Source organism: Bacillota bacterium LX-D (genome assembly GCA_031628995.1).
GTDB lineage: Bacteria > Bacillota > DUOV01 > DUOV01 > Zhaonellaceae > JAVLUO01.
Window position 1 is genome coordinate 95841 of sequence record JAVLUO010000003.1, and the last position, 19115, is coordinate 114955.

Consider the following 19115-nt stretch of genomic DNA (forward strand, 5'->3'; position numbering starts at 1 on the left):
TTTATATCTCCTTATACAGATCCGCTAACCTTTTGATATCTAATTCCAAATCCGTCGAATTTTGCCCGACACAGGCGACAACCGGGATACCCGTAAAATGTTGGATCTGCTTTTTGTTATCGCTGTGCAGGAAATTATCCGGTTCATAGCCGTTCAGGATAATGCCTCGGAGGCGAATACCCTGCTGCCTTGCGTACTCCACCGTAAGCACAGTGCTGTTGATGGTTCCCAGGGCAGCAGATGCGACTAGGAGAGCATCAAGCTTTAAGGATTTGATAATATCAGTCAGCATAATGGTTTGCTCATCCATTCTGATGGGGCAGATAATGCCGCCGCTGCCTTCCACGGTTATGAAATCAAACTGCTTTTTCATTTTTTCAAAATCAGAGAGCACTTTGCTCATTTCCACCGGCTTGTTTTCTATCTGCGCCGCCAGATGGGGGGATACTGCTGTTTCATAAATATAGGAAACCAGGCTGTTGGGATCCTTGTCAAGTCCGGAAATCCGGCACACATAATCGGCGTCTCCCGCAACCAGCTTTCCGTTTTTATATTCAGCCCCGCTAAGCGCCGCTTTGTAATATCCTGTGTTAAACCCATGCTGCCGAAGCTTCCTGGTGATAAGAGCAGTCACAAAGGTTTTTCCCACATCGGTTCCCGTGCCTGTTATAAAAATCCCTTTGCTCATAGCATTTTCACCTCAAATCCCAATTCTTTCAGCATAGCCATATCATCATCAATGTTAATTCCTGAAGTAGTCAGCATATCCCCGGAAATAGCCGCATTTGCGCCGGACATAAAGATAGATTTCCCCTTATCCTCCATCAGCCCTCTGCCGCCCGCAAGGCGAATAGCGGCATCCGGGATGATAAAACGGAAAATTGCAACAATTCGACGTACTTCATCCGTGGTCAGTACCGGCATATGCTCCAGAGGAGTGCCCGGAATGGGATTCAGGATGTTGACAGGAACAGATTTAATTTCTAAATCGCGAATATCCATTACCATGTCAATCCGGTCTTCCATTGTTTCGCCCAGGCCCATAATGCCTCCGCTGCACACCTCCAAACCGGCTTTCTGAGCGGCTTTGATGGCGTTGATTTTATCGTCGTAAGTATGGGTGGTACAAATATTGGGGAAATGTCTGCGGGAGGTTTCCAGATTGTTGTGGTATCGGGTAACTCCCGCACTTTTCAGCTTTTGAAACTGCTCAAAGGAAAGCAGGCCGTGAGACGCACACAAAGAGATGCCGCAGGTGGCCTTTATTTCCCCATAGCTTTCACAAAGCGCATCCACCTCAGCGTCCGTAAGCCTTATTCCTGATGTGACGACAGAGTAACGCAAAATGCCTTTTTGGTGATTGTACACCGCCTCTTTTTTCAAGCGGTCACAATCCAGCAGAGCATACTCCTCCACTTTGGTATGATAGTGGGCGGACTGGGCACAGTATTTGCAGTTTTCCGAGCATTTCCCGCTTTTCCCGTTTATAATGGTGCAAATATCAAAGGAATTCCCGCAAAAATGGTGCCGAAGATCGTTGGCGCAGCCCCATAATTCCTCTAAATCTTCATTGATTAAAGATAACGCATCCTCTTTGGTAATTTGATACCCATCCAGAATTTTATTTTTCAGTGCAACTGCAATCTTCATATTTAACCTCTTTTCATAATTGGAATTAACCGTTTAGCGAGTATCGCGCTGGCAAAACAGATGATAATATCACCGGGCACCGCAAGAATAAAGCAATACAGGATCAGGGACCATACTCCTAAGGGAGAATTCATGTAGTAATTGGCGATGATATAGTAGTAAAGCATTCCAAGGAGATACACAATTACCAGTCCCGCGAATCCTGCCAGGAGCAGCCTTTTAAAGGTTGGTATTTGGGATTTTTCCGCTATGTACCCCGTCAGCCAGGTGCCTGCCATAAATCCGATGATATATCCGAATGTGGGCTGAAAAATATATCCAATTCCACCTCCGTTGGTAAAGACAGGAAGGCCCAGCAAGCCTACGGCGATATACACCCCCACCGAAATGGCTCCATACCTTTTTCCCAACAGCAGTCCCGCTAAGTTTGTAAACAGAAATTGCAGGGTGAAAGGCACCACGGGAATCGGTATTTTGATAAAAGCACCAACGGCAATCAGCGCGGCAAACAGTGCGCATAAAATCATATTTCTTGTGTTAAAGTTTTTTCCCTGTGTCATTTTCTCTCTCCGTAAAAAATAGATTTTTTTAATGACATAATTTTACTACCTGTGCTATTTATTTTATTGCAAAATTGTTCTATTGTCAACCATAAACGTATATGTAGTTGACAATATGCCGGTGATTATTAAATCGCCAAATGAGCAAAACACATAGTTGCCCCTGAACTGCGGCAACAATAGAAAATCTGACTTGCCCCGAATACGGCAAAAGCCACGAATACCATAATGGTACTCGCGGCTTTGTGCTTTAGGGCAGTTTTACAATATAACCTCTCAACGGATTTGCTGACAGCCTTGAATTTACTCGGCTTTCTAGAGCTTCCCTATGACGTTCACACTTTAGCCCATGTTTTTTATTTTTAGTTGATTTTAAATAATTTTTGAGCGTTAGCTTTGGTCGCTGCTGCCAGCTCTTCAAAAGGCATTTCCCTTAATTCAGCAATTTTTTTGGCAGTTTCAACTACGTAAGCCGGTTCGTTCCGTTTCCCTCGATAAGGTTCTGGAGCTAAGTATGGACAATCGGTTTCAACCAGCAGCCAATCTAAGGGTACTTGTTGAGCAACTTCCTGTACACGTCTTGCATTTTTAAAAGTTACCGGTCCAGCAAAAGAGATGTAAAAACCAAGTTTTAAGCATTCTTTAGCCATTTCCCAACTGCCGGAAAAGCAGTGCAAAATGCCGCCGACTTCATTGGCTTTTTCCTCCTGCATAATCTGCAGAACATCCCCGTGGGCATCCCGATCATGAATAATGATAGGCAGCTTCAGTTCCTTAGCCAGGTTAATTTGGGCCCGAAAAATTTCTTGCTGCTTGTCTCGAGGGGAGAGGTCCCGATAATAGTCAAGGCCTATTTCCCCAATAGCTACTACTTTTTCTCCCTGGGCCAATGTTTTTAATTCCTCACAATGCTCATCATACTGGAAGGCATCGTGAGGATGGATGCCAACAGCAGCATACAGATTAGAATATTGGGCAGCTAATTCTGCTGCCTTTTGGCTAGAAGGAAAGTCATAACCAATATTGACGATTTTTTCAACGCCAGCAGCCGCTGCTCTTTGGAGTACTTCCGGAAGATCCTCTAGTAATGTTGGATCATTTAAATGGGCATGGGTATCGATGAGCATTTACTTCACCTTGGCCCCGCTGGGAACTACGTCCCGATCTAAAGTAAGGACGCTAAGCTTGCCTTCAACTGAAGCAGCTAAAAGCATGCCATAGGAAGTAATGCCCCTTAATTTAGCAGGTTTTAAGTTAGTTACCATAATTATTTTCTTCCCAACTAATTCCTCAGGTGTATAATGTAAGGCAATGCCTGCCACTACTGTCCGCTTCTCTTCTCCCAAAGCTACCTGTAATTCTAATAATTTATCTGCTTTTTCTACTTTCTTGGCTTCTAATACTTCGGCTACACGCAGCTCTACTTTGGCAAAGTCGTCAATAGAAATTAAATTTGCCCCTTCTTCTTCAATTTGAGGATCTGTTTTTGGCTGTGTTTTTAACGGTGTTACTGCTTGTTTTTCTTCCACTTTTTTCATCTCCGGTTTTGTGTCTTTTTCTTCTTCTATCCTCGGGAAAATAGGTTCCCCTCTATTGATTTTAATTCCAGTCGGCATTTTGCCCCAGGACAAAATGCTCTCCCAAGTCTGGGCTTCAGTATGTTCTGTTAATCCTAATTGGGACCATACTTTTTCAGGGGTATGGGGTAAAAATGGTGTCAGTAAAACTGTACTGATTCTAATTACTTCCGCTAAATTATACATAACTGTATACAGCCGCTCTTCCTTGGCGGGATCTTTCGCCAAGGCCCAAGGGGTATTTTCTTCAATATATTTATTTCCTTTGTTAATCAATTCCCAAATGGAGGCGAGAGCTGCTCCGAATTCAAATTTATTTAAGGCCTGTGCTACTTTTTCCGGCAGTTCTGCGGCAATTCTTTTTAGTTCTGCATCTTCTGGAGAATCATCTCCAGGAACTGGAATCCTGCCTGCACAGAATTTATTCAACATAGATGTAGTACGGCTTAAGAGATTGCCGTAATCATTGGCCAAATCTGTATTGGTTCGTAAAATTAAAGCATCTTCCGAGTAGTAGCCATCTGCACCATAGGGCATTTCTCTAAGCAAGAAGTAGCGGATCGTATCGGCACCGTACTTAGCAATTAGGGCCATAGGATCAATCACATTTCCTTTGGACTTAGACATTTTGCTACCGTCTACTAACAGCCAGCCATGACCAAAAACAGCATTAGGCAGTTTAATTCCCGCAGCCATTAAAATAATCGGCCAAATAATTGTATGGAAACGCATAATATCTTTGCCTACTAAATGAACAGCACTAGGCCAATATTTTTCAAATTTAGGATCTCCACTGCCATAGCCTAAGGCGGAAATATAGTTAGTTAAAGCATCGAACCAAACATAAATGACGTGTTTCTCATCAATTGGGACAGGAATACCCCAATCAAAAGTCGTGCGGGAGATACATAAATCTGCCAAACCTTGTTTAATAAAACTGATCATTTCGTTTCTACGGGTAACTGGTTGAATAAATTCCGGATGTGTTTCGATATATTCTAACAGCCGATCGGCATATTTACTCATCTTAAAAAAGTAACTTTCTTCCTTTAGAACCTCTACCGGCCGGCCGCAATCCGGGCATTTTCCTTCAACTAACTGCCGATCTGTAAAAAAGGTCTCACAAGGAGTGCAATACCAGCCTTCATACTCTGATTTATAAATATCCCCTTGATCGTAAATCTTTTTAAAAAGCTCTTGGACGACTTTTTGATGACGTTCTTCAGAAGTACGAATAAAATCATCATTGGAAATGCCTAGTTTAGCCCATAAGTTTTGAAAAGTAGCAACAATTTTATCTACATATGCTAAGGGAGTTACCCCGGCTTCTTTAGCTTTCCGTTCAATTTTTTGCCCATGTTCATCTGAGCCAGTTAAGAAAAATACATCGTAGCCCTGCATCCTTTTAAACCTGGCTAAGGTATCTGCCATGGTGGTGGTCAGAGCATGTCCGATATGTAATTTATCGCTAGGATAATAAATAGGTGTTGTTATATAATAAGTCTTTTTTTCCATAAAACAGCCTCCCGTACCTGCTTCACTATTTTGTAAAAGTTTTCATTATTCAATTTTACTACAAATTTTCCAAGAAAAAAAATATTACCCTTCCTATATTTTACCCATTTTACGACTAAAAGCCATTTTTATTTTAGAAGGTTTGGCGTAATCATGTATTTATTTGTAAAATTTTATCTAAAAGCAGAAAAAAAAGTATTAAATTTACAATTAAAGGGTTGACTTTTACTGGAATTGTTGGTATCATCTAGTCAAGATGTCGAAGTATGTTGAACCAGGGGGGGAGATAAAAATGATTAAATCCACGGGTATTGTTCGTAAAGTTGATGAATTAGGTCGAGTTGTTATTCCCATTGAATTACGCCGTACCTTAGGTATTGATGAAAAAGATGCTTTAGAAATCTACGTTGACCACGAAAAAATTATTTTAAAGAAATATGAACCGGCTTGCGTATTTTGCGGCAACGCAGAAAACGTACATAATTTCAAAGGTAAAAATATTTGTCAAGACTGCTTAAATGATATGTCCAACCAAGCTGTTTAAAAAGACGCCAAAAGAAGCGTTCACTTAGGGATTTGAAGAAAAACTTAACTGAACAGCTTCAAGCGGGGCAAAAAAGACCACATAAGAGTTTTTATAATCCTGTGTGGTCTTTTTTTACATTCAGCTAATTTTGTCCCAATAGTTCTATAATTAATAGTTTATCTGCAATATCCTTAATAAAATGAGGAATTTCCTCTATATGTTGTGCAATAGCTTTAGCTTTTCCTGGTTTTGAAGAAATATGATATTTTTCAGAAATGGTTTGTTCCATTGAAGTATAATCATCTATTGCTGTACGCAAATAGGATTCAAAGTCTTTACCGAAGTATGCATAATCGGCTCTAACAATACAATTTTCAGTTTCCGTATCCCATTCTTCTTCGCAAAAGATGCCATTAAACACATCCCTAGTCTTTGATGCATTCCTGTCACAATCAAATATGGCATAACAATTGTAACCGTATGCTTTAAATAACCTCCAGTACAAAGGGATTGCCTCCTTACCACGACAATTAACAATTTCGGTTCCATGTTCAGCTAAAGAATACCCACTACGTTTTAAATATACTGGCAGAGCAAAATATTCAGTAGCTCCCTCCACTAATATGATTGTTTCTGCAAACATTCCTTTTAACTGGTCTGAAAATAGTTTTGTTGAGTAAAAATCAATTATGTTTTCTGGTGACACACAATTCTCTGGAACACCTGACCCTATACAAAAATCGCAAAGTTGTTGAGCGAATAGTTGTATTGCTTTAGTAACTCCACCTTCTTTATGTACTCGTACAAGTCCATCTAAGTATTCTGCATCTATGAATTCTGCGGAATGTGTTGAAATGATTACTTGAATGCCACATGAACACATATCTACAACATATTCCTTTAACCATCTTTGAGCTAAGGGATGGAGATGGGCTTCTGGTTCTTCAATAATCAACACAAAGTTTTCACCAGTGAATACTTCCATATATGCTTTAACAAAAGCCATTAATAAGACTTGCTGTTCACCAGTGCCGAATTCTTCAAATCCACGAATATTATCTCCCTCTTTTGCATAGATCCGAAGTGACTTTGCATAATTGTTTGGATCATAGGCTGAAAAATCCACAGCCAATGAATGAACAAACCCTTTTACCGCCCCCTTTAGAGCTTCAGAAAATCGATTAAAAAAACCAGAGAATTCATCAGTCTGTTCAAAGGATGCTGTAATTTGATTAAAGGCTTGTGATAATTCATCTTTATGCTCTGTACTTAAGGCTTCATGTATCTTCTTTGAAAACTTACTTAACAGAGAGTAGCTACTACTATAATTAAAAGCACTCTGGATATTTCTTTCAGCATCAATCAAGTAGGACTGACAGGCAGAACGCTGTTCGTTTGTGGGATATATTTTATTTCCACTGCCATCGTGCAAAAGATTATTATTAGCCTGTCCATTATAACCATAACTTACAGCTATAACGTCATATCCATTTCCTCTATTATCATAATATAAAGGCTTAGTAAATTTAGCGGTAATATGTGCGGTAGGATATTCATTTTGATTACGTTTAAAGTAATCACTTTCCAACATTTCAATATAAGTTGGATATCTTTCACCAAGTATTCTATTTATAGCTGATAATATATTAGATTTTCCTGCGTTATTCGGTCCGAATAGGACAAGTGGCTTATTTGGAGGAAGTTTAAGAGCCACTCTTTCTATCGATCGATAATGTTTAATTACAATTGCTTCTAACCTCAACCTTTCATCCCCCTAAATTAAATTACTCTGCCAATACTTCTTTAATAATCTGAGCCATTAGCTTATTGTTTACTGGTCGAGAAAGTAATCATTATACTTAAATGGTTGTTTTCAAATATTTTGATTGCTTTTAAGAGATATCTAATTAATATATGTATTTATTAGGTGTTCAACGACTTTTGAGATTTTTTCGGACTCAATTTTCTTCATAACCATCCTCATATATTGCCAATGAGGATTTCCATTTTTATCTACTGGTAATATTATTTTTTCCTGCCTAATTCTTTTATCATTAATTTCACGATTAAAAGAATATTTTTCTTCTAATCTTTTTATAATTGAAGAAATAAAAAGATAAATATACTTGTCTGCATTATTTGCATCTTTTAACTTTAAGCTTGTTACATGGTCACTTGCCACAAATTCATAATGATGATAAAAACAAGCTCCAACGCTTCCACTATTTGCAACAGTTAAGCAGTTTTTAAATTTGCGCACATTATCCTCATTATTTATAAAGTTATCTACTCCGTTATTCATTGCTGTTGATGATATATAGGGTGTATTGCCCTCGATTTGATTGCTTTTAGTAAGCCTTTTTCCTCGCTGTATCTTCTTGAATATTTTTTCAAATTTAAACTCTTTCCACTCTACATTTTCAAAATCAAGCAGTTCAAAACAATATTCAATCATTCTCTGTTTATAATAATTAACAATTTTTTGAGCCTGTTCTTTCTGTTTTCGCTTAATATAATCCTCCATAAATCTCCAGTTGGGGTTGCCATTAGAATCAACTGGGAGTAAAATTTTAGTTCTATTTAGTCTAGTTAGAGTTGCTCCAGTGCTACCCCAGCTAAACTTTCTCATTTGAATTTTTAATAATGGTACTAAAAATAAAGCAATTTCTTTGTTCAAAAGTTTATTTTCTACAATTTGAATATTTTGTCCAGTAAAAAAGTTCTTTGGCTGATAGAAGACGGTTTGAGTATCTAAACCAATTGTTATTACATTTCCTCTGTCAATGCTAAATCCAGTGTTCTGTTTTTCACCGACAAAAATATCAATCCCATTATTAAGGTTACTCCTAGTGACATATGGGATGTCTCCATTAGTCTCAAGAAGTTTGTTTTTGTCAATTCCACTATTAGTTGAACGAATATTAAAAAGTCCTTCTTCGCCACCTATAAAAAACTCTTTCCATTCCACACTGTCAAGTTCAAGTCTATTCATCACTTTCACCTGCCAGTTCTTCTGCAACTTTTAGAATATCTGGTTTTTGTTCTATGTAATATTTAGAGTTATCATCTTCTAGGCCAAATAGATATCCTCTGCCATGAGTAATCATATTAACCTCAAATGTAATATAATCGGCAATTGTATTTCTAAAATCCTCTTCAGATGGAATTTCATCATTAAAATAATAAAAAGAGTGTAGCCATTCATCATCAGGCTCAATGGTTGTTTTTACGCAGAATTTCGTTTCTGGCTCAATTCTATCAAACCATACATCAAGCAGATGTTGCTTTTTATCCTTTGCGCTTGCTGTTTCCACTAATCCTATATGTTTGGATACTTCATATCCATCATTTTCAAAACTGATAAACTTGCATATTTTATCTTTGTGATGAGGCCTTCCCGCAGTAAATACGACAATACAAGGATTCGTACCTACGCCGTAGAAAGTGTTTTTATTCAGAGTGATTACTCCTTCTAGAGTATGTTTTTTTAATATATTTCGTTTAATATTTCTTTCCTCTTTGGTTTTGCCCGTAACAGCACTTTGTGGCACAATAACTGCAACCCTACCATCTTCGACAATAGAATCTAATAAATGCTCTGTGAATGCAATCTCGTAAAGGTCAGGATTTTGTTTTGACCCTTGTGAATATGGCGGATTCATCATTCCTACAGTACAGCCTTTTTTCTGTAGCTTAGCAGGGTTTTGCTTCAAAAAATCTTCGTTCTCTAGGTTACTTTTCCCATCCCCTCGGAGAATCATATTTGTTGTAGCTATAGTAAACATATAGCTTTGGTCTTCAATGCCATGAAGTTGATTTTTTCTAATATTTAACTTCTGAAAATCATCATCTGTTTGTTTCAACATATGGCTCATGGCTGCTATTAAAAATCCGGCTGTTCCACAGCAAGGATCCAAGACATTGTCTGTTGGCTTTAAATCTAGCAATTCACAAAACAATTCTGTTATATGTTTTGGTGTGAGTACAATTCCTAAACTTTGTCCATCTCCACCTGAATAACTCATAAACTCTCCGTAAAATCTTCCTAAGTAATCCTCTGAAGAACGATGGTATCTAATGCTTTGATAGATACTTTTATAGAGAAACTCAGTATAATGTTTCACTGGAGTTTTTCCAAGTGTAGGGTTTATCTGATTGATTTTTGCTGTATCCTTGATAACAGAAAACTGTCTCAATAATTTATCTTTTTTTACTTGTGGAGATACATTAGCACGAGCTAGGTTATCTTCTATAGCTTTATATATCTTTGCTCCATCGGTTACGATTTTATCACCATTTAAGTTGTTTATATCAAAGTTTTTGTATTCCATTTCTCGAAGTGCAAGTAAAATACCCGAGACAATCAAAGGTTTATCCTTATCTTGAATACTGCCATAATTACGCAAATCTTCGTGAAGAGTAGCTGCGTCTTTTAGAATTTCAGTAGTTTCCTTTTCTTGGTCAGTGGCCTCTTTTAATATTTCCTTAATATAGTACTCATCAATATTTTCTTCTTTGAAAGATATAAATGTTTCTATTTCCGGTAGTTCTTTATAATTTAAGCGTTCATCTATAAAAATTGGCGTGATACGATGCCGCTTTTCATTTCCTGAAACTCCAATGGCGATAACTTTTTTATATGTAGTATTTTTTATGAGATGTTTGCCATAAAATAAAGCTCCATTAACTGCGTAATTAACATTACTTGAGGTATCCTCTTTAAGTAGATTTTGTTCGTCTCTTGCTACGTGAAATGACAAATCTGCTTTATCCTCGATAACGATTAAAAAGTCTTTTACTACACCTGTATATTCTGGAAAACCAACATTATTAGTTCCTGATTTTGATGCAGTTTTTAAGGCTCTATGTATTTCTTTAATATCGCTTCCTTGTGGAGTAAAGTAATCAAGATTTGCTTCTTTTAATAAATCATAAACCCATAAGTCTGTGCTTGCTTCTTTTCTCATAATTATAGTACTCCTTACTATATATTTTCATTTTCCTTAATGTGTTCTACTATATCTCCAAAATCACAATCGAGGACATCACATATTCGACTAAGAATACCAAGACTAACTACTTCATCACGACCCAGCTTTGTCATTGTATTTGGTGATATTTTTGCTTCTTTGCGTAAATCTGATTTGCTCATCTTTTTATCAATTAATAACTTCCATAATTTATTGTACGAAATCGCCACAACTTCTCCCTCCATAACTATATACTGTTCGTATATTATAACAATAAAATCGCAACTTTTCAATAATTAGTCGCAATAATATGCGATAACTTTGTTTTGTATTGCTATGTGATTCTAAGTGTCAAATCATTTTAATTTATCTTGACTTTACATTTTTAGTTTAGGTTTTATACTTCATTAATTTATTCGATCATTGCAATCCCATACTTTTAGACAAAAAAGTCGAAAAGTCTAATTGAAAAATCCAAAACTACAGCATTCAGCCTCCTTAAACTGAATACCACTTTCGCTCAAATTTGAGTAAAAACACAATCATTACAGTCGTCTTTACCTTAGAAAAAAGACAGGCTGTTTTTTTATTTTAAGGGTTCGAATCAATAGAATTCTTCGCTTATAGATGAGGAAGAAAAATATTTTTAGAAAATCCTCAACTAATGTGTTCTACCAAGGCTATAAGGTGAGAGGAAAATACTTTGCATGACCTTCCGAGTTAGCTATTTACTGTGATATTAGCTAGGGGGTTAATAATTTCGGCTATTAGTAGAGGAAAGCAATTCACAGAAATATTTGTTCCGATACTCAAACTGTAGGTTTATGTCCTGTGGATGAGAGAGGAAATAGCATTCAAAACATACTCTGCTGATTTACCTTTCTTATGAACTACAAATGAAAGCATAGTTTTTCTCTCACAGCTCCTTGACAACTGAATACCCCGAAATGCAAGAGATACTTCAAGCAGAATATGCCATGACGATAATTCCGAGCGTATTCCTTGAAAGATAACGAGGTTGTGTCAAACAAGGCAAACCCTCTGGAACCGTAGCGTTTCGGGTCATTTATAACAGGCAAGGAGGTGAAATAACTGAAAACAAAATATGATAACTTGCCACATGTGCTTAAAGATAAGCCACAGTTTTGCTGTTGGAAATATGAAGAACGAAATGGTAGAAAGACCAAAGTTCCTTATGACCCGGTAACAGGAAGAAGAGCAAAACCAGATCAGCCGAGTACTTTTAAAGAATTTAATTCAGCGGTATCGGCTGTTAGTAATTATGATGGCATCGGCTTATTAGTCGGTTATGACATATGTGTTATCGATTTAGATGATTGCTTTGATAGCAGCGGTAAGCTTAAGCCTATTGCCCAAAGTGTTGTAGACGGTTTTAGTGGTTGTTATATGGAACACAGTCCATCTGAAAAAGGGCTTCATATTTTCTTTAAGGCCACTGGCTATGACTTTGACAAAACAAAATATTATATCAACAACAGAAAGCTGGGAGTTGAGGTCTATGTGGCTGGAGCGACTAATCGTTTTGTTACCGTAACGGGCAATGTATTTGCAGATGGTGATATACCGGAGAAATCGAATGAGCTACAAATGATACTAGACAAGTTTATGCTACGTCCTACCCCTGTGAAGCAACTACTGGATACAGAAAGTCAATCCTATCTGTCTGACAAGTCTGTTATTGAGAAGGCTTTAAAATCGGCAAACGGAGAAAGGTTCAAAGCATTATGGCAGGGAGATACATCTGGTTATGCTTCTGCCAGTGAAGCTGATTTGGCACTTTGCGGTATGCTGGCATTTTGGTGTGGCAGAGATGTTGGACAGATGGACAGACTTTTCCGAAAAAGCGGCTTAATGCGAGATAAATGGAATAGACTACAGTCCGGCAGTACTTATGGAATGATAACCATAGAAAAAGCAATCGCAAATGTTACCGAAATATACAGACCGGGTGGTAAGCGTTCATCAGCTACAGAGGATTTTGGTGAATGCTCTCTTACTGACTTTAAGCCTGAGAGTAACGGTCGATACCCTTGGACAGATATTGGGGCAAGCAGGCTGTTTGCTGATTATTATAAATCTTTTGCCCGCTATGTTCCTGAAAGGAAGATGTGGTTTTGCTATGAGAATGGCATTTGGATTCCCGATGTAGGGAATCTCAAAGTGATGGAAATGTGTAAATCATTGGCTAACCAACTGCTAACCTATGCTTTGACTATTCAGGATGAACATCAAAGAAAGGCGTACATTGACTATTGCCGAAAGTGGCAGTCAAGAAGATACCGAGAAACGGTGCTTAAGGATGCACAGAGCGTATATCCCATATCAATGGCTGAATTTGACCAAGACCCGCTTATGCTCAACTGTGCCAATGGGACGTTGTTTTTAATGTCTATGGATTTTCGTCCCCACAACAGCGAGGACAGACTCACAAAGATATCTGGTGTTAAATATGACCCAGAAGCAAAAAGCGAGCGATGGGATAGATTTATTCATGAGATTATGAGCGGTGATGAGGAAAAGGCAAAATTCCTCCAAAAAGCCTTTGGCTACAGCATCAGCGGAGACACTCGGTATGAATGCCTGTTTGTTCTTTATGGTGCTACAACTCGAAACGGTAAAGGTACGCTATGTGAGAGCATTCTTAAGGTATTAGGAAGTTATGGCTGTACCGCAAGGCCAGAGACTATCAGTCTGAAAAAGAACAATAACAGTTCAAGTCCAAGTGAAGATATTGCCCGGCTTGCAGGAGTACGCTTTGTGAATATCTCCGAACCTAGCAGAGGACTTGTCCTAAATGCTGCACAGGTAAAAAGCATGACGGGTGGTGACACCATCAACGCAAGGTTTCTCCATGAGAATTCTTTTGACTTTTCGCCAAAGTTTAAGCTGTATATCAACACTAATTATCTGCCCGTTATTACGGATATGACGCTGTTTTCCAGTGGCAGAGTGGTGATTATCCCTTTTGAACGACACTTTGATGAAAGCGAGCAGGATAAAAACCTAAAACGTGAATTCGCCAAACCGAAGAATCAGAGTGCTATCCTTAACTGGCTAATTGAAGGCTATCAGCTGTTAAAAAAGGAAGGCTTGACTTTACCTGATTCCGTTAAGACAGCAACGGAGGCTTATAAGCGTGACAGCGACAAAATAGCATTATTTTTCGAGGATGCCTTGGAGGAAAGTCCTAATAGTGAGGTGCGGACATCCGAAGTGTATGCCCGGTATCAGCGTTGGTGCAGTGCCAATGGAAGTTATTCGGAGAATGCAAGAAACTTCAAACAAGCATTAACAGCTATCGCCCGTGTAGAACGGAAACGACCACGTTCTGGTGGTGGAATGACCACAATGCTTATCGGATATAAGCTGACTGAAGAAGAATTTTTTCTTATTTAAACACAGTGTAGCAGCTTGTAGCAAGAAAAACAGGTTATATAAAAAATCGCTCTCGTATAGAGAGTTTAGTTTTTACCTGCTACATCTTGCTACAAAGCTTAAAACCACAAAAAACACTGAAACAACCCCATGTGTTAATACCTGCCCCCTAGGGGAGGTCAAATCTCCACACCTTTACATTTGGACAACGGGCGTGGGACAACGCGTAAAAAAATGCGGTTTCAAACGGGGTATATACCCCACAATCCATTTTAATTTAGGAGGTAAACGATTATGGCAACATCAACAACTTATAATAGAGCGTTTTGGAATGTTATGAAAGGAAAAGAAGAAAACAATCAAAATCTAAGCGAGGGCTTTGATAATGTAGGAGCCTATGTCGCACCAGATGAGTTCAGAGAAGGCTTTAACACTGCTTTGGCAAAGGAAAATATATTCCGCAGATTTGCTACTGTTATCAATCTATCTTCTGCAGAAGGTAAAATTCAAGCGGTATCCTCAACGGGTACAGCAGATTGGGTTGAAGACGGAGATCCAATCCCCGAAAGTGCCGATACATTTACACAGTTTCTAGTGAAATCATACAAGCTGGCATCTCTTGTCAAACTAAACCGCTCATTCGTCACCGATATGAACTTTAATCTAGAAAAATATCTGATGGGTGATTTTGCGAAGCGTTTTGGCAAGGCTGAGGAAAATGCATTATTTAATGGAAATGGTACAACTCAGCCAACAGGTATCCTTACAACAGACGCAGATGTAACTACAGCAGATAGTGCTACCATCTCTTTTGACGAGATTATCTCTCTGTATTTTTCATTAAAAGATGAATACCGCAATAACGCTGTGTTTATCATGCACGATAATACAGCCATGTTTCTTAGAACCCTTAAAGACACAAGCGGCAGTTATCTGTGGAATTCTTCAGATAACACCATCTTCGGAAAGCCTGTAGTTACCTCTCCATATATGCCTACAGTATCTGCAGGAGCAAAAAGCATTGTATTCGGAGATTTATCATACTACTGGCTGATTGAACGTCAGCCAATAACAATAAAGAAATTAAGTGAATTATATGCATTGCAGGGGCAGGTTGGCTTTTCTGCTTACGAGAGATTGGATGGCAAGCTAATTCAACCAGATGCTCTGAAAATATTACAAATAAAAGCTTAAATAATGGATTAGGCACTGGGTCATCAATTCTGCTCAGTGCCAGTTCCTTCAAATCATCGGACAGGAGGTCACGATATGGAAAACCAAATTAACAGCCGCACAACCAAATCCGATATCGGAGGTACGGTCTATGTGGTGGAATCACGAATAAGTGATTCAGCAAAGGAAAGTGCATATTCCAAGCTGAAACGACTGATTACAGTCAACGCAAAAAGCCTTTCAAAGTTATCAGATAGTTCATATAAACCCACGGAAATCAACTCGACATCTTCAAGGTAGTACGGTAATATACATAGTGCTAAACCGCTTGAAGACTGTCGGAAATGGAGGAGAAAAATGAATAGACAGTCAACATTTAGCACTATACGTAAATCAACATTAGCATTTGAAGAAGCAAAAATTACTGCTCTTTACTGCAGGCTTTCCCGTGATGATGAGCTTGCAGGGGACAGCAACAGTATAGTAAACCAGAAGGCAATTCTAAAAAAGTATGCTGAGGACAACGGCTTTCGCAACATCGAATTTTATGTGGATGATGGGGTCAGCGGCACAACTTTTGATAGACCAGACTTTAACCGCATGATTGCTGATGTAGAGTCCGGTAGAATTGGAACGATTATCATCAAGGATATGTCCCGATTCGGCAGGGATTATCTTAAAGTAGGCTATTATACAGAGATTATGTTTCCTGAAGCAGATGTACGATTCATTGCTATTAACAACGGTATTGATAGTGCAAACCAAGCAGACAGTGACTTTACACCGTTTCTTAACATTATTAATGAATGGTACGCTAAGGATACTAGCAAGAAAATCCGTGCTGTGTTCAAATCCAAGGGACAGTCCGGTAAGCCGCTCTGCACCAATCCGCCTTACGGTTATATTAAGGACCCTGAAGACAAGTTGCTCTGGATTATAGATGAGAAAGCCGCCGAAGTGGTCAGAGATATTTTCCGACTGTGCATGGCTGGCTTTGGACCCACGCAGATAGCAAAGCAACTTGAAAAGCGATGCATTGATACACCTACGGTTCATCTTCGCAAAATGGGTATTAACACTCCAGCAAGACCACCTGAAAATCCATATGCTTGGTCGGCTCGTACCGTAGCAGATATTCTGGCTAAAATGGAATATCTAGGTTACACGGTAAATTTCAAGACTTCTAAAAAGTCATATAAGAGCAAAGTCAAGATATTGAACAATCCAGAAGATTGGCTGGTTTTCAAAAATACCCATGAAGCAATTATTGATGAGGGCACTTGGGAAACAGTGCAGAAAATCAGAGATGGCAAGCGAAGACCATCGCGATTAGGTGAAATGGGAATGCTTTCTGGTATGATGTTTTGTGCCGACTGTGGAGCAAAGCTGTATCAGGTTAGAGGCAAGGGATGGACACACGATAAGGAATACTTCGTTTGTGCTACTTACCGCAAGAAAAAGGGTATGTGCAGTTCACATCAGATACGCAATGTTGTAGTGGAACAGCTTTTGCTAGAAGACTTAAGACGTGTAACCTCCTTTGCCAAAGACCATGAACAGGAATTCATCCGTATAGTTATGAATAATTCAGAAAAGGAACTTGCCAAGGAACTCCGCCAAAGTCAAAAGGAATACGAACAAGCACAGGCTCGTATTGCTGACATAGACAAAATCATTCGAAAGCTATATGAAGACAATGTGATGGGCAAAATTCCCGAAGAGCGTTTTTACAAGATGTCGGCTGAATATGAAGCCGAGCAGAAGACATTGGAAGAAAGGATAACCAAATTAAAGCGTACTATTGATACAGCAAATGAACAGTCCCTCAATACCGACCGATTTTTGGCACTGGTTAAAAAGTACACAGAAATTACAGAATTGGATGCAGAGATTATCCGAGAGTTCATTGACAAAATTATAGTATTTAAGGCTGAAAAGGTAGATGGCCGCAGAACCCAGCGGATTCAAATTTTCTATAACTGCATTGGTGCTATCGACTTACCAAAATAAACGAAAAAACGGCATAGCCGAATATCAACGACTATGCCGAATTTTTTAGGAATTATAAATCCCTATCTGACCGCTCCAAATGGTGTCTTTTTTTTGCTTGCTGGGTTCTTTAGCTTATGCTTGATTTTTTTCCTTGGTAGCGATTACAGCTTGGTACAGCTCCCGTTTGGGGAGAGAGTATTTCTGGGCTAATTCCTTAAGTACTACTTTGCGATCTAAGCCTTGTGCTTCCATGCTAAAAATTTCTTCCACTATCTCTTGCAAATCTTTCTTTTCTGCTGCTACAGGCACCTGTTCCCGCCCGGCTACAATTAATGTAAACTCTCCTTTTGGATCATGGTGTTGGTAATACTCTAGAAGTGACCCAATGGTACCCCTTTGTACTTCCTCATACTTTTTCGTTATTTCCCTTGCTGCTGCAGCTTTTCGATCTCCCAAGCAAGTAAATAAGGAACTTAAGGTTTTTTTCAGGCGATGGGGAGCTTCATAAAAAATAAGAGTCCGTTCTTCTTGGCGGATTTGCTCCAGCCTAGCTTTTTTAACTTTTTCCTCTCGCGGCAGGAAACCTTCAAAAGCATAGCGATCAGTTGGCAGGCCCGATACCACTAAGGCTGCAATAGATGCAGAAGGTCCCGGAATAGGAATCACCTGAATGCCCTGCTCTTGGGCCATTACCACTAAGTCATATCCTGGGTCGGAAATACCCGGCATCCCCGCATCTGTAATTAAGGCAATGTTTTGTCCTTGCAAAAGCTGCTCTATTAAAATAGGTCCTTTTGCTTTTTGGTTATGTTGAAAGTAGCTAGTTAAGGGAGTGTGAATATCGTAGTGAGTTAATAATTTCCGGCTGTGTCTTGTGTCTTCAGCTGCAATTAAATCAACCTCTTGTAATACTTTGACGGCCCTAAAGGTCATGTCTTCCAGGTTTCCTATAGGGGTGCCAACCAAATACAAGGATCCTGCTTTCTTTTCCATTAAAATTTGCCCACCATCCTACATGTTTTTTCCGTTAAAGATGTTCTGCATTTCTAAAGAATATTGACCAAAATCATCGTACACAAAGAGAGGAGATAGTATTTTTAAGGTTTGGACTGTTCCTTTAACTGCTTCTAATAAAAACATAGTTGCTTCCTGTCCCTGCTTAGGATGAACAAATTTAAGCCTGGTAGGCTGCAATTTATAATCTGAAAGTAATTTAAATAACTCAACTAGCCTTTCGGGACGATGAATAATAGCCAAGGAGCCTTTGGATTTTAGTAAACGGGAACCTTTAGCAACTATGTCCGCCAAAGAACATTTTATTTCATGCCTGGCAATAGCTTGACTCTCTCCCTGGCAAACCTTACCCGTATCCAGCTTAAAGAAAGGTGGATTAGAGATGACTAAATCCCATTTGCCATTATAGGCGCTGGGAATTTCATTTAGATCTTGGTGCCAAATCTGAATGGCTTTTTCCTGCTGATTAAGGGCAACGCTTTTTTTAGCTAAGGTAGCCAAAGATTCTTGAATTTCTATGCCTAAGATGTGAATATCCCTCGCCCTAGTTGTTAGCAGCAAGGGAATTACGCCGCTGCCTGTCCCTAAATCAATAATTTTAAAACCCGGTTTCACTGAAGCAAACCGGGCTAAAAGTACTGCGTCCAAAGAAAAACGATAGCCATACTGAGGTTGTAAGATGAGCATGCCATTTTCCGTTAGTTTTTCCAATTTTGCTTGATCACAAGTCTCCATCTGCTAA

General features: G+C 38.9%; 16 protein-coding genes. 5 read left to right on the top strand and 11 right to left on the bottom strand.

What is annotated here, in order from left to right; genetic code table 11:
• Position 1 precedes the first annotated feature (1 nt).
• From bioD to metG, 5 genes are all read right to left on the bottom strand, one after another.
• On the bottom strand, positions 2-688 hold the full coding sequence (gene bioD / locus RDV78_04370; GenBank protein ID MDS1029742.1) for a dethiobiotin synthase: 687 nt from the start codon (positions 686-688) through the stop codon (positions 2-4).
• On the bottom strand, positions 685-1650 hold the full coding sequence (gene bioB, locus RDV78_04375) for a biotin synthase BioB (protein ID MDS1029743.1): 966 nt from the start codon (positions 1648-1650) through the stop codon (positions 685-687). The genes bioD and bioB overlap by 4 nt, the downstream gene beginning before the upstream one ends.
• 2 nt (positions 1651-1652) lie before the next feature.
• On the bottom strand, positions 1653-2210 hold the full coding sequence (locus RDV78_04380) for a biotin transporter BioY (protein MDS1029744.1): 558 nt from the start codon (positions 2208-2210) through the stop codon (positions 1653-1655).
• Positions 2211-2572: 362 nt separating this feature from the next.
• Positions 2573-3337: a TatD family hydrolase gene (locus RDV78_04385; protein ID MDS1029745.1), complete on the bottom strand. Its 765-nt coding sequence runs from the start codon at positions 3335-3337 to the stop codon at positions 2573-2575.
• Positions 3338-5302, bottom strand: coding sequence for a methionine--tRNA ligase (gene metG, locus RDV78_04390; GenBank protein ID MDS1029746.1), 1965 nt, complete (start codon positions 5300-5302; stop codon positions 3338-3340).
• Between the two features lie 292 nt (positions 5303-5594).
• Between metG and RDV78_04395 the strand changes: the two genes are divergently transcribed.
• The gene (locus tag RDV78_04395; GenBank protein ID MDS1029747.1) at positions 5595-5846 is read left to right on the top strand and encodes an AbrB/MazE/SpoVT family DNA-binding domain-containing protein; all 252 of its coding nucleotides are present in this window, start codon (positions 5595-5597) and stop codon (positions 5844-5846) included.
• A gap of 124 nt (positions 5847-5970) precedes the next feature.
• On the opposite strand, the gene RDV78_04400 is transcribed toward RDV78_04395, so the two are convergent.
• From RDV78_04400 to RDV78_04415, 4 genes are all read right to left on the bottom strand, one after another.
• Entirely contained in the window at positions 5971-7590 is a 1620-nt protein-coding gene (locus RDV78_04400; protein MDS1029748.1) for an AAA family ATPase, read from the bottom strand.
• A gap of 141 nt (positions 7591-7731) precedes the next feature.
• Positions 7732-8820 carry a restriction endonuclease subunit S gene (locus tag RDV78_04405; protein ID MDS1029749.1) on the bottom strand — a complete coding sequence of 363 codons (1089 nt, stop codon included), beginning with the start codon at positions 8818-8820 and terminating at the stop codon, positions 7732-7734.
• On the bottom strand, positions 8813-10798 hold the full coding sequence (locus tag RDV78_04410; GenBank protein ID MDS1029750.1) for an N-6 DNA methylase: 1986 nt from the start codon (positions 10796-10798) through the stop codon (positions 8813-8815). The genes RDV78_04405 and RDV78_04410 overlap by 8 nt, the downstream gene beginning before the upstream one ends.
• Before the next feature lie 14 nt (positions 10799-10812).
• A complete protein-coding gene (locus RDV78_04415) occupies positions 10813-11043 on the bottom strand; it encodes a helix-turn-helix transcriptional regulator (GenBank protein MDS1029751.1) in 231 nt (76 codons plus the stop codon).
• Positions 11044-11911: 868 nt separating this feature from the next.
• Here RDV78_04415 and RDV78_04420 point away from each other — a divergent pair.
• From RDV78_04420 to RDV78_04435, 4 genes are all read left to right on the top strand, one after another.
• A complete protein-coding gene (locus RDV78_04420) occupies positions 11912-14215 on the top strand; it encodes a phage/plasmid primase, P4 family (protein ID MDS1029752.1) in 2304 nt (767 codons plus the stop codon).
• A 273-nt stretch (positions 14216-14488) separates the two neighbouring features.
• On the top strand, positions 14489-15388 hold the full coding sequence (locus RDV78_04425; GenBank protein ID MDS1029753.1) for a phage major capsid protein: 900 nt from the start codon (positions 14489-14491) through the stop codon (positions 15386-15388).
• A 75-nt stretch (positions 15389-15463) separates the two neighbouring features.
• Positions 15464-15667 (top strand): transposon-encoded TnpW family protein, encoded by a 204-nt coding sequence (locus tag RDV78_04430; GenBank protein MDS1029754.1) that lies wholly within the window; start codon positions 15464-15466, stop codon positions 15665-15667.
• A 57-nt stretch (positions 15668-15724) separates the two neighbouring features.
• A complete protein-coding gene (locus tag RDV78_04435) occupies positions 15725-17377 on the top strand; it encodes a recombinase family protein (GenBank protein MDS1029755.1) in 1653 nt (550 codons plus the stop codon).
• A 114-nt stretch (positions 17378-17491) separates the two neighbouring features.
• Here the strand turns inward: RDV78_04435 and rsmI are convergent, their stop codons facing one another.
• Complete coding sequence (gene rsmI, locus RDV78_04440) at positions 17492-18352, bottom strand: 16S rRNA (cytidine(1402)-2'-O)-methyltransferase (protein ID MDS1029756.1); 861 nt, start codon at positions 18350-18352, stop codon at positions 17492-17494.
• An 18-nt stretch (positions 18353-18370) separates the two neighbouring features.
• Positions 18371-19108 carry a tRNA1(Val) (adenine(37)-N6)-methyltransferase gene (locus RDV78_04445; protein MDS1029757.1) on the bottom strand — a complete coding sequence of 246 codons (738 nt, stop codon included), beginning with the start codon at positions 19106-19108 and terminating at the stop codon, positions 18371-18373.
• Between the last annotated feature and the right edge of the window lie 7 nt (positions 19109-19115).

Bases quoted from the DNA above. Each gene is read 5' to 3' on its own strand.
- RDV78_04415 (MDS1029751.1), bottom strand. From the start codon at position 11,043: ATGGAGGGAGAAGTTGTGGCGATTTCGTACAATAAATTATGGAAGTTA.
- RDV78_04380 (MDS1029744.1), bottom strand. From the start codon at position 2,210: ATGACACAGGGAAAAAACTTTAACACAAGAAATATGATTTTATGCGCA.
- metG (MDS1029746.1), bottom strand. From the start codon at position 5,302: ATGGAAAAAAAGACTTATTATATAACAACACCTATTTATTATCCTAGC.
- bioD (MDS1029742.1), bottom strand. From the start codon at position 688: ATGAGCAAAGGGATTTTTATAACAGGCACGGGAACCGATGTGGGAAAA.
- RDV78_04385 (MDS1029745.1), bottom strand. From the start codon at position 3,337: ATGCTCATCGATACCCATGCCCATTTAAATGATCCAACATTACTAGAG.
- RDV78_04445 (MDS1029757.1), bottom strand. From the start codon at position 19,108: ATGGAGACTTGTGATCAAGCAAAATTGGAAAAACTAACGGAAAATGGC.
- RDV78_04435 (MDS1029755.1), top strand. From the start codon at position 15,725: ATGAATAGACAGTCAACATTTAGCACTATACGTAAATCAACATTAGCA.
- RDV78_04425 (MDS1029753.1), top strand. From the start codon at position 14,489: ATGGCAACATCAACAACTTATAATAGAGCGTTTTGGAATGTTATGAAA.
- RDV78_04405 (MDS1029749.1), bottom strand. From the start codon at position 8,820: ATGAATAGACTTGAACTTGACAGTGTGGAATGGAAAGAGTTTTTTATA.
- bioB (MDS1029743.1), bottom strand. From the start codon at position 1,650: ATGAAGATTGCAGTTGCACTGAAAAATAAAATTCTGGATGGGTATCAA.
- RDV78_04395 (MDS1029747.1), top strand. From the start codon at position 5,595: ATGATTAAATCCACGGGTATTGTTCGTAAAGTTGATGAATTAGGTCGA.
- RDV78_04430 (MDS1029754.1), top strand. From the start codon at position 15,464: ATGGAAAACCAAATTAACAGCCGCACAACCAAATCCGATATCGGAGGT.
- rsmI (MDS1029756.1), bottom strand. From the start codon at position 18,352: ATGGAAAAGAAAGCAGGATCCTTGTATTTGGTTGGCACCCCTATAGGA.